Origin of the sequence: Sutterella wadsworthensis, assembly GCF_003315195.1 — a bacterium.
GTDB classification, from domain to species: Bacteria; Pseudomonadota; Gammaproteobacteria; order Burkholderiales; family Burkholderiaceae_F; genus Sutterella; species Sutterella wadsworthensis.
Genome location: NZ_QNRV01000019.1, coordinates 47,922 through 59,323, shown reverse-complemented (window position 1 = coordinate 59,323; position 11,402 = coordinate 47,922). Strand labels below are relative to the sequence as shown.

The following is an 11,402-nucleotide window of genomic DNA, read 5'->3' as shown; positions in this document are numbered from 1 at the left end:
GAAGCCGCTTTTTGGAGAATTTTCCATCTTTATGCTCTGCACATTATAATTATAGAGCATGTTAACACAAAAACGAAAGCCCGTGGCCTATTTTTTCAAATAAGATCACGGGCTTGATAAAGATATTGACGGAACTGCCCTTGTTTTAGTGAGCAGGCATCCCGTAGTTCAGGTGGCTTGAAGGTCCTTTGTTTTTTCGTGGTGATCGTACTGGCTGAATTCAAAAAACAAAAGGCTTGAACTATGCAGTTCAAGCCTTTTGTAAGAATCTGGTACGCGGTACTGGGATTGAACCAGTGACCCCTGCCGTGTGAAGGCAGTGCTCTACCCCTGAGCTAACCGCGCGCTGAGAGAAAAAGAATTGTACTGAGAAAACGATGCTTTGCAAGTGATGCATCGAACGGATACCGCCTTTACGCGATCTTACGATAGTTTTTCAGGTCGTTCGCCTCTAGCGGCCTCAACGCCGAGGTTAGCAAGCGCATCGGCTTTTTCGTTGCCTGGATCGCCGGCGTGCCCTTTTACCCAATGCCAGTCAATCTGATGCTGACTGACCAATCGATCAAGTTCCTGCCAAAGTTCGCCGTTTTTGACGGGCTTTTTGTCAGCGGTGCGCCAGCCGTTCTTTTTCCACCCGTGAATCCACCGTGTAATGCCGTCTTTAACGTAGCTGCTGTCAAGATGAATGATGATGGGACAAGGCCGTTTGACCGCTGAGAGTGCACGAATGACAGCCGTCAGCTCCATTTGGTTGTTGGTTGTAAGCGCGCTGCCGCCATAGAGCTCCAGAGTGTACTTACCCCAGACGAGCCAGGCTCCCCATCCCCCAACACCGGGATTTTTTTTGCAGGCTCCATCAGTCCAAATTTCAAGAACAGTAGGTGTAGGTGCTTGAGTCATGGTGCTTTATGGTTTTCCGCAATTGGTGCGGACGGTGTGATGGAGGTTGGGGAGAAAGTTGACGAGACGCGGCCGGCGGCCGGCACGCCTGAGGTCGGTACTTTAGCTGGAATATTGGCAAATTCGCTGCAGTTGACGATTCTCGCTCCGGGACGCCGCTTAACAGCGGAGAGCAAAAGAATATTTGAGCATTGCGGCAGCCATCTGTCACCGGCTTTGTCAAGCCACTCCCAAGCATGAAGGCGGCGTGCGCTGCGAAATCCTGGACGATAAAGTCCAAAGCGTCCGCGGTCAATTTCCAGTCCGAGAAGCGCAAACCAGTCCTTGAGGCGTCGAAGCGGAATCGGCGCCATGTCGGTAGGCAAATAGGGCTTGGCGCCGAGCCGGACGGTCTGCTGCCGCATCCACCAAAAGCCTGCGCCGTTGAAGGCGGTAAGAATAAGCCGGCCTTCGGGCTCGAGCACTCGAACGGCTTCGTGAAGTGCCTGCTGAGGGTTAGGGGACAGTTCCAGCACGTGCGGAAGCGTCACTAGATCCATCGATTCATCAGCGATAGGCAAGAGCTCCGGCGCAGCGACGATGCAGCCGAGATCTCCGCTTAAGACGTCGGCGGAAACGGAAACCGTACTCTGCAGTTCGATCAGCCACTTCGACTGCATACGATTTTCGGCAAGTGTGTTGAGTTCGGGCATGCCGATCTGCAGCGCGCAGCTGCCGAAGACATCAACCGTCAATTCATCGTAGGCTTCAGCTTCCCATTCAAGGAGCAGTCGGCCTGGCGATGTGCCCAGGAACCCGTCAAACGTAAGACGTGCAGGCAGAGCTCCCGCGCCCTTGTCAGGGCGCTCGGAGCGCCCAAAAAAGCGCTGGAACATAGGTGCAGTTAACAACTCGTTGCGGAAACTTGCCCGCTGCAGAAGATTGAAGCAGGCAGAAATGCCCGGATGACGGAAGTCCGAGGCATTACAAGCATTAAGATTAACGGATTATGCAGGCCTTACGCCTGTTAACTGTTCCGGAAGTTCTCCGCTCATGAACCCGTCGTCTTTTCGATCTGCCCTTACTCAATTGTCTGTCGCGCTTTTCATAGCAACTGCGGCGGTTCATCCGACTTATTCCTTTGCGGAGGATGTTCCTCAGGATGCCCAGACGAATGCATCTGCTGGAGGGACTGTGGTCGAGACTGCGTTAACGGAAGCGGCTTTGGAGCGTGAGTCCGCAGTGCCCGCCAGCGTTTGGGATCGAATTCGCGGGGGTTTTGGTATTCCGGAACTGAATTCCCCTTTGGTGGATCGGTGGACGACGTATTACGCCAAGGATCCGGAGTACGTGCAGCGCATGGCGATGCGTGCGAGTCAATATCTCTACAACATCGTCGAAGAGGTGGAGTCTCGCGGACTGCCAATGGAGCTCGCACTTTTGCCTTTTGTAGAAAGCGCCTTCCAGCCGGAAGCTCTTTCTCGCGCAAAAGCGTCCGGCCTTTGGCAGTTCATGCCAGCAACGGGTGCGGATTATGCGCTTGAACAAAACCTCTGGCGCGATGACCGAAACGATGTATTGGAAAGCACTCGTGCAGCACTCGACTACTTTGAATATCTGCACGGGATGTTTAATGACTGGCAGTTGGCGCTCGCTGCCTACAATTGGGGTGAAGGAAGTGTTCGGCGAGCTGTTGAGCGTGCTAAACGAAGCCACAAGGCAACAGACTACGCACATTTGAAAATGCCCCGAGAGACGGCCAACTACGTTCCGAAACTGGAGGCTATCAAGCGCATCGTGAAGGATCCCGGCCGCTATGGCATTGAACTGCCCGACGTTGGCAACGAGCCCTTCTTCGTACGGATTACAAAGCCTCGCGATATTGACCTTAAAACGGCGGCGGAATTGGCCGGCATGTCTGAAGCGGAGTTCCGGCAGCTCAACCCGAGCTTTAAGCTTCCGGTCATTGTGGCATCGCACAACAATGTGATGCTTCTGCCGGCGGATCGTCTTGACTTTTTCGTCGACAATCTCGCAAGCTGGATGGATTCTGGACAGCCGCTTTCACGGTGGACAACCTATCGACTGCAGGCAGGGGATACACTGGCTTCTGTGGCTGAACGCTCTGGCATGACGGAATCGTTCTTGCGTGAAGTGAATGGTATCCCTGCCGGCCGCAAAGTGCTTCCGAATTCCACGCTGCTTGTTCTCGCGGATGCAGATGAGCAGACAGACATCGCTGCGGAAGAAGCAGATGCGAAGCTTCGCCTTTCGCCGCTTACGACTTGGCGCCGTGTCACCTATCGTGTGCGTTCGGGCGACACACTGTCGAGCATTGCGCGCCGTTGGCACATTACGGTGAAATCAATCGTACAGGGCAACCGACTTCGCTCAGATCGTCTGCATTCTGGGCAGCGTTTGGTGCTCACGGTGCCCAATGTCGCGCGTGAACCGATTCGTACTGCGGCTAAAACTTCGGCACCATCCTCTTCTGGACACGTTATTTATGCGGTAAAGCGCGGTGATTCGCTGGCGACTATTGCCAAGCGCTACGGCGTTTCGACGGCATCCCTTAAAACGACGAATCGATTGAGCTCCAATACCATCAGAGCCGGACAACGACTGCGCATTCCAAAGTCGGGTGAACCTATCGAGGAAGAAACGACAACTTATGTCGTTCAACAAGGGGACACCCTTACTTCGATTGCCAATCGGTACGGCGTGAGTGTTGTGAAGCTAAAGCGCTTAAATCGGCTTACCTCCAATGCTCTGAAGGCGGGCGATCGGTTAGAGATTCCGGAGAGCGATGCGCCTAAAGCACCGCCCGCACCGGCAACGGCAGCGAGCCCCAGAACCACAGTGCATAGCGTGGTCTCTGGAGATACGCTTACGTCGATTGCTGAGCGCTACGGTACAACCGTGGCAAAGCTGAGAAGTGCCAATGGATTGAGAAGTTCAAGACTCTCAATTGGTCAGCGTCTGGTGATTCCTGCATCAGCTTCCAAAGTAGCAAGTGCCAGTGAACCCCGCAGATACCGCGTTCGTTCTGGAGATACGCTCACTTCCATTGCGGCGGCCCACAACGTGTCTATTGCTGACCTGATGAGTTTTAACGGGCTTACGACAAGTCGCCTGAACATTGGGCAGTCACTGCGCATTCCTTAATTCACTCTGCTGGCCGTTCGTCCGTTTGGATGTGCGTATTTAAGGGGAAATTATCCGAGCGGTAGACTGCCCGCTTAAAATGGCGGGCAGCATTACGAGTGCTGACGCCGTCTGCACTCCAATTTCATATTGATGGGGGAGACCCCGCTGCCAATCATAACGACAGCGTTTTTCCCATCCCTATTAAAAGAGGACCAACATGGGATTCCTGACCGGCAAAAAGCTCCTGATCACGGGTGTTATCTCCAACCGTTCCATCGCCTACGGCATCGCCGAAGCTTGTCATCGTGAAGGTGCTGAACTGGCTTTTACGTATTCCGATGAACGCTTCGCAGAACGCCTGAAGGGATTTGCCGCGCAGTTTGGCAGCGATATCGTGCTTCCGATGGACGTGACCAAAGACGATCAGATTGCTGCCGTTGTTGAAACGCTCACGGAAAAGTGGGGCGGGCTCGATGGATTCGTTCATTCCATCGGCTACGCTCCTCGTGAGTCGATTGCCGGCGATTTCCTTGAAGGTTTCTCTCGCGACGCTTTTCACACTGCGCTTGATATTTCAACGTATTCCTACCCGGCTCTGGCCAAGGCCTTCCTGCCGATGATGAAGGGACGCAATGCGTCTTGCCTTACGCTGACTTATCTGGGCGGAGAGCGCGCCGTTCCAAACTACAACACGATGGGGTTGGCTAAGGCAGCGCTTGATGCGTCAACGCGCTATTTGGCTCAGTCACTCGGCCGTGAAGGCATTCGCGCCAATGCCATTTCCGCCGGTCCGATCAAGACGCTCGCTGCATCCGGCATTAAGGGCTTTAGCAAGCTTTTGCGTGTGATGGAAAAGAATGCGCCGCTCGGCCGTACGGTGACCATTCAGGAAGTGGGCAATACTGCTGCTTTCCTGCTCTCTGATCTGGCGAGCGGCATTACCGGCAACATCTGCTACGTTGATGCGGGCTTCCACGCCGTGGCAGTAGCTGACGTTGAAGAAGACTAATCAGCCTTTAAACTAAAGACAGGGCTCCGTCTGGCGACATCAGGCCACGGAGCTTTTTCTTTGAATACACACTTAATACATTGTATGAGGGCACAACGTGGCCGAAGATAACGAGAAAAACGCTCAGCGAATTTCTGTTGTGCTCCTGACGCGCAATGAAGTGCATAACATTGAAGCGTGTCTTAAAAGCTGCAGTTTCGCCGACGAGTGGATCGTCGTGGACGACGGCAGCTCCGACGGTACAGTGGAAACGGCCCGACGACTTGGGGCGAAGGTATTCTCTCGAAGTCTCGACGGGGACTGGGCGGCGCAGAAAAATTTTGGTATTGAGCAGGCTGCAGGTCCATGGATTTTTTTGATTGATGCAGATGAGCGCGTAACCCCGGATCTGGCTAAACAGCTGAAGGAAGCGGCGTCCGGATCGAGATGTGCATACTTCGTGCAGAGGCACAACGCTTTTCGGCATATTCATGCTACACATGGGATTCTTCGACCCGATTGGGTTTGCCGCATGGTGCCTAAGACGGCAGTCAAGGTATACGGACGTGTACATGAAGAAATTCGTGTGAATTGTGAGAAAAAACGCCTCGGCGGTACAGGTCTCACGCACTACCCCTACCGGAGTTGGAAGCTTTATTTCAATAAGTTCAATACGTACACCGAACTTTCGGCAGAAAAGTATCTTGAAGAGGGGCGGAACGTTTCATTCGTGAAGGACATCATGCTTCGTCCGATATGGGCTTTTCTCAAGGTCTATTTCATCAATGGCGGTGTGCTTGACGGTCGTGCGGGTTTCATCTTCAGTATTAATCACGCTTTCTACACAATGAATAAATACGTCAAATACTATTTTCTGAAATACTATTCTGGTGAACTTTGAGCCTCTGGATATCAGCTATGAAAACCGTCGGCGTATTCGTCAAACCAACTGAAAATCTCAGTGAACCCCTTGAACATTTGGTGAGTGTGCTTCGTCGTGCGGGATGCAAGGTCCTTTTAGAGGAACGCGCGGCTCAAGCTCTCGGTAATCCTGATGGAGGCTTCCCTCGCCCTGAGTTGGGACGTCGCAGCGACGTGGCCGTGGTATTGGGTGGTGATGGAACATTGCTTGGTGTCGCTCGACAGATTGCGGATTCCCATTGTCCGTTGATTGGTGTAAATGCCGGTCGTCTAGGCTTCATCACCGACGTTGTGCTTGACGATATGGACAGGGTGCTGCCTGCCATGCTGGCAGGGGAATGTTCAGCAGACCAACGTCACCTGCTCGAAGGCGTGGTGTTTCGCAATGGGCAAGAAATCTTTCGCAATGTTGCAGTGAACGATATTGGCTTTAGCCATGGCCGTGCCGGAGGCATGGTTGACTTCATCATCTATGTCGACGGGAAGCAGATGAGTGCTCAGTCGGCAGACGGTGTTGTCTGTTCGACCGCCACGGGGTCAACCGCCTATGCACTCGCTGCCGGCGGTCCCATTTTGCATCCTTCAATGGATGCCGTTGTTTTGGTACCGGTTGCCCCGCATACGCTTTCCAATCGTCCCATCGTTTTGCCGTCCTCAAAGCGCATTGAAATTGAACTCGTAAACGCTCGTGATGCCACGGCGTATTTTGACATGCAAGAATTCTGTGACGTCGAACCGGGTGACATGCTTCGCATTCAGCGCTCGGAACGTGTGATGGAGATTCTTCATCCGCTCAGTTACGACTATTACGACTTGCTTCGCCGAAAATTAAAGTGGAACTATTCACCCACTAGTGTGAAGCACCGCGAGCAGATCAGTGGCTGAAGGAAGCTCTTACGATGCTTACAACGCTCAACCTTAAAGACTTCGTCATCGTTGATCAGCTTTCGCTTGATCTCTCTACGGGCTTCACGGTTTTGACCGGTGAAACCGGTGCCGGCAAATCCATTTTGATTGATGCAATTCAATTGATTCGCGGAGCTCGAGCCGATGCTGATATGGTGCGTAAGGGCGCTGAACGAGCCAATATCATTGCTGAATTCATGCCTTCAGAAGAGGCTCTTCGGTGGCTTGAAATCAATGATTTGCAGGATTCCAGTGCGTCAACAGTGCTTGTACGCCGCAGCATCGATAAAAACGGACGCTCACGTGCCTGGATCAATGGCATTACGGTGACGCTCTCGCAGCTGAAGGAGCTTGGCGACACTTTAGTTGATATACAAGGGCAACATGCGCATCAGCTTCTTTTAAAGACGCAGAATCAATTGAAGCTGCTTGACGCTTATGCAGAAAACACAGCTCAGCTTGAGGCTGTTAAAAAAGCTTTCGCGACTTGGAACGCCAAGGCCAAACGCCTTGAAGAAGCGAGCTCTAGTGCAGAAGTTCGTACCGCCAAAATCGAGCAGCTCACCTGGCTGCTTGAGGATCTCTCCACGTTGGCGCCTAAAAAGGGAGAGTGGGAGTCGCTTAACGAAGAACATACTCGACTTTCCCACGGCGTTTCTATTATTGAAGGTCTCACTGCGTCTGTTGATTGGCTTACCCAAGGTGAAGATTCGGCGTCTGATTTGGTTTCGCGTGCGCAATCTCGTGTTGATGATTTGTCTAATTACGACGAACGTCTCAAAGGTGTCAGTGAAACTCTGACTACGGCAGCTGAGCTGATCGATGATGCGGCTCACGATCTTGAGCGGATTCTGGATAAGACAGAAGCGGATTCCAATCGTTTTGAGAAAGTAGATCGACGCGTATCCAAATATTTTACGATGGCACGAAAGTATCGCACTGAACCGGAAGTGCTTTATGCCTTTGAGGCAGAAAATAAGCGTCGTTTGGAGGAGCTGCAGAACGACGAAAATCTTGATGCTTTGAGGGCTGAAGAAGCTAAGGCAAGAGCAATCTATGATGCAGCAGCGGAAAGGCTCACAAAAGTTCGTCAAGAAGCGGCAGCACGTTTCGCCAAGGCGGTTACGAATGAAATGCAAACGCTGTCCATGAAGGGCGGACGATTTGAAGTAAACCTTGTCCCCATTCCGCGCAGTGAAGTCGGCGTTGAAAAGTGCGAATTCTTAATGGCAGGCCACCCTGGCGTCGATGTTAGTCCCTTGGCTAAGGTGGCGTCCGGCGGGGAGCTGTCTCGCATTGGTCTTGCGATTTTTACATTAACCAGCCGTAATACAAGCGTCCCGACGCTTATCTTTGACGAAGTCGACAGCGGCGTTGGTGGTGCTACAGGTGAAGTGGTTGGCCGAATGATGAAGCAGCTTGGGCAGACGAGGCAAGTACTTTGCGTGACGCATTTGCCGCAAGTAGCTGCTTGCGGCGACCATCATCTCAAAGTAGAGAAGGTTTCTGACGGTATTGAGACTGTGAGCTATTTGAGAGAACTCAATCCAACCCAGCGTGTGGAAGAGATTGCTCGCATGTTGGGAGGACTCCTCATCACGCAGAAAACGAAAGTACTTGCCGAGGAAATGGTTAAAGCAAACCTTTCTCAGGAAGAGTGATTTTATTTTGAAGCCGTTGCTCGAGACGTTGACGATTGATGCCTGCTAAATGTCGATCATTTTCACGGTGATACAGATGAAAAACAGTCGTTGCGAAAAGACCAAGTTTGCGCTGCATCCCAAGATTGATCAAACGGATCGCTAGGTCAGAGTCTTCAAATCCCCAACCTTCATAGGCTTCATCAAATCCATTGACAGCTAAAAAATCCTGCCGCCAAACCCCTAAGTTGCAAGTTCGAACTTTTGCCCATGATGTTGGTTTAAGTTTGCGCATTGATCCCAATGGGATTTTAAGAAGCGGTATAAGGCGATTGATGTGTTCTTTATGTCTTAAAACGTTTAAACCGAATAGATCTGTAAAGGGGATTCTGTGTGTTTCAATTGCATGACTGAGCGTTTCATCCAACAAAACTCGATTGCCCGCAACAAATGCATGTTTTTCTGAAAGTGCCAGGTGCTGCTGAATCCAGTTCGGACGGGGAATACAGTCCCCATCAAGAAATAAAAGGTAATCACCAGAACTCATCCGGACGGCATTGTTGCGAGCAGATGCCGCACGAAATCCTCGGTCATCTTGCCAGGCATGCAGTATTGGAAAGGCAGAATTTTGCTGGAAATTCTCAATGATTTGTTGAGTATCTTTCGTGCTGCCGTCATCAGCGATGCAAACTTCAAAGTCTTGAATTGTCTGCAGCTTCAATGCTTCAAGCACTGTCAGCAATGCTTGAGGGCGATTGTAAGTAGACAAAATGATGCTGGCTTTCATGAGGCATTCACGATTTTCTTCATGGCGCCTAAAACTTCATCCACAGTCGGCCATTCATTTTCGCTGCCCAGAACAATAGCTCTAGGGTTCCACGGCCGTGTGCGAGCTGGGTTCGTAACGCCAATCAATGTAATCTGATTGGCGCCGACCGCTGCAGCTACATGGCTCATGCCGGAGTCGTTAGCAACGACTACACGTGCATGTTTTGCAAGTGCAGCAATAGTGCCGAGTGACGTCGGAGGGCAAATTTTTGCGTCTGGGCAGGCGACTTTCGCCAATTCGATCTCTCGAGCGGCAGGAAAGACGACTGGTTCAATACCCATATCACGAAGCGGTCCACACAACTCGTTGAAGTGTTTCCAGTGCTTCTCTTTCCCGTGGTGCAGTCCTCGAGCGATTGGTGCAAGAAGGGCATAGTTGGCTGGAATGCCGCACTGCGCTATCAAATTTCTAGCCCCAGCTTCATGACGTTTGAGTGGTTTGAGACCAAGGCTTGGCGGTACCTTATCCCAGGCTGGTTTAATATCCCAAGCTTCAAGTGCTTCATGAGCAAGTCTGAAGAACCGTTCAACTTCATGCATCACCGTGTTAGGTTCGGGTACAACCTTATCTAACAGAATACGGCGAAAATCTGTGGGAAATCCCGCACTGCGAATACCCCCGATACGATAAAGAAGAGCTGAACTAAATGAGTTGGGGAAGAGCAGCCCTTTGGGATGTCCTCCCCAACGACGTGCAATATTGCGTATTCGACCAAGGTCTTCTGTGACATGACCTTCAATAGGTTCAAATCGCCAGCCTGTGCCGGCTAGAAGATCTTCGGCCCAGCGTTTGCCTGTCAATACAGGGGTGAGGCCACTTGCCTCGAGAAGTCGTAGCCCCGGCAAAGCCATGCAACAATCGCCGACATGATTAGGGATGCGACAGGTTATATAGAAATTATTCATCGAGATGTTAGACGAGAATTAAAAGAGGTGAGCTGCTTGAAGAATTTTAATTACATGTTCTTCTTCGGTGTCCGGAGATAAAATATATTGCAATGGATTGTTGAGTTTGTGTTTATGCTGAATGGCTGCAGTAATGGCTGTTTCAAGAGATCTTTCGTTCAATCCATCAAATAATATTTTGGCTTCAGGGTGGATTATTTCATTGGAAAATATATTTTTTGATAGGATAACGGGAGTGCCACTTAATATACTCTCAATAGCAACCATCCCGAAGGCTTCGTATCGAGATGATAAAATGAGATAATCTACAAATTTATAAATCACTTCCATATCATGCCGAAAACCTATATAGAAAACGTTTCTAGAAGCCTTTATTGGCCGCCCGGCTACTATTAATGATATAGGTAAGTCAGTTTGGTTGAAAAATTTTACGAGAAAATCTAAGCCTTTAACATAATGGTTGCCAGCTGATGGAATTAAAAATGCAGTATTCTTTTCTGGAATCCCGTTGAGATGGAAGAAATTTAAGCGATCCGATTGGTTTACGGGTGAATTATTGAATTTTGACGTGTCGAATGGTGCGTAAATCGTAGTTATTTTAGATGTAGGTATATTATAAAGATTGTGAACTTCATCAGCCATTCCGTTGGAGTGAGCAACAATTAATTGACCTCTTTGGTAAAATGTTTCTTCGAGACTGATCATTTTCCTATCAAAAAAAGATGGTCTTCTTTTTATGGCATTTAGATACCCCTTATGCGTTCCGCCACAGATGCAAATACTGGCTCTGGGATATCTGTTGCATGAAATAATTCCATCTAAATTGTATTTTTTAGATATTTTTTCTACTCGGTAATTATAGAAGTAGTCGCGAAGTTTGGTTGGCAGCCATCGACAGTTTATTAATTCCAATTTAAATCTTAAATTAGTTGTTGCGTTCTCATCTATCTTCTTAGTAAAAACTACTGGTTCAATATTTAGTTCATTAAGGCCTTTAACTAAGGCAAGGGAATACCTTCCCATACCCCCATCAAGTCTGAGTGAGTGGCATGCGATACCGATTGCTGGTGTCTGATGACGAGACGTAAACGATGCTTGACTGGACATTTCAAATCATGAGTGTTGGAAAATTAAAAGATAGCTGTTAATTAACTCTTTTCCTAGTATCATGGCGCATTGGTCTTGAT

The 11,402-nt window shown here is 50.1% G+C and carries 10 protein-coding genes and 1 tRNA gene; 5 read left to right on the top strand and 6 right to left on the bottom strand.

Features of this window, described 5'->3' with window-relative positions:
* Nucleotides 1–270: 270 nt before the first annotated feature.
* The 3 genes from DES29_RS08395 to DES29_RS08385 all read right to left on the bottom strand — a co-directional run bounded on the left by DES29_RS08395 (nt 271) and on the right by DES29_RS08385 (nt 1,775).
* Nucleotides 271–345: transfer RNA gene (locus tag DES29_RS08395), tRNA-Val, on the bottom strand.
* Between the two features lie 78 nt (nt 346–423).
* A complete protein-coding gene (gene rnhA, locus DES29_RS08390; protein ID WP_021995659.1) occupies nt 424–900 on the bottom strand; it encodes a ribonuclease HI in 477 nt (158 codons plus the stop codon).
* Complete coding sequence (locus tag DES29_RS08385; RefSeq protein ID WP_021995660.1) at nt 897–1,775, bottom strand: class I SAM-dependent methyltransferase; 879 nt, start codon at nt 1,773–1,775, stop codon at nt 897–899. The genes rnhA and DES29_RS08385 overlap by 4 nt, the downstream gene beginning before the upstream one ends.
* Nucleotides 1,776–1,932: 157 nt before the next feature.
* On the opposite strand from DES29_RS08385, the gene DES29_RS08380 reads away from it, so the two are divergent.
* From DES29_RS08380 to recN, 5 genes are all read left to right on the top strand, one after another.
* The gene (locus DES29_RS08380) at nt 1,933–4,044 is read left to right on the top strand and encodes a LysM peptidoglycan-binding domain-containing protein (protein ID WP_021995661.1); all 2,112 of its coding nucleotides are present in this window, start codon (nt 1,933–1,935) and stop codon (nt 4,042–4,044) included.
* A 199-nt stretch (nt 4,045–4,243) separates the two neighbouring features.
* Nucleotides 4,244–5,035 carry an enoyl-ACP reductase FabI gene (locus DES29_RS08375; protein ID WP_005432376.1) on the top strand — a complete coding sequence of 264 codons (792 nt, stop codon included), beginning with the start codon at nt 4,244–4,246 and terminating at the stop codon, nt 5,033–5,035.
* Nucleotides 5,036–5,132: 97 nt separating this feature from the next.
* A complete protein-coding gene (locus DES29_RS08370) occupies nt 5,133–5,915 on the top strand; it encodes a glycosyltransferase family 2 protein (protein WP_021995662.1) in 783 nt (260 codons plus the stop codon).
* 17 nt (nt 5,916–5,932) lie between these two features.
* Nucleotides 5,933–6,820, top strand: coding sequence for an NAD(+)/NADH kinase (locus DES29_RS08365; RefSeq protein WP_113854736.1), 888 nt, complete (start codon nt 5,933–5,935; stop codon nt 6,818–6,820).
* A gap of 14 nt (nt 6,821–6,834) precedes the next feature.
* Nucleotides 6,835–8,502 (top strand): DNA repair protein RecN, encoded by a 1,668-nt coding sequence (gene recN / locus DES29_RS08360; protein WP_021995665.1) that lies wholly within the window; start codon nt 6,835–6,837, stop codon nt 8,500–8,502.
* On the opposite strand, the gene DES29_RS08355 is transcribed toward recN, so the two are convergent.
* Genes DES29_RS08355 through DES29_RS08345 form a run of 3 tightly spaced genes read right to left on the bottom strand, consistent with a single transcriptional unit; the run spans nt 8,474 to nt 11,322 of the window.
* The gene (locus tag DES29_RS08355) at nt 8,474–9,268 is read right to left on the bottom strand and encodes a glycosyltransferase family 2 protein (RefSeq protein ID WP_021995666.1); all 795 of its coding nucleotides are present in this window, start codon (nt 9,266–9,268) and stop codon (nt 8,474–8,476) included. The two genes, recN and DES29_RS08355, sit on opposite strands and share 29 nt — an antisense overlap.
* Entirely contained in the window at nt 9,265–10,215 is a 951-nt protein-coding gene (locus DES29_RS08350; protein WP_021995667.1) for a glycosyltransferase family 9 protein, read from the bottom strand. The genes DES29_RS08355 and DES29_RS08350 overlap by 4 nt, the downstream gene beginning before the upstream one ends.
* Before the next feature lie 18 nt (nt 10,216–10,233).
* On the bottom strand, nt 10,234–11,322 hold the full coding sequence (locus DES29_RS08345; protein ID WP_021995668.1) for a glycosyltransferase family 4 protein: 1,089 nt from the start codon (nt 11,320–11,322) through the stop codon (nt 10,234–10,236).
* Nucleotides 11,323–11,402 lie beyond the last annotated feature (80 nt).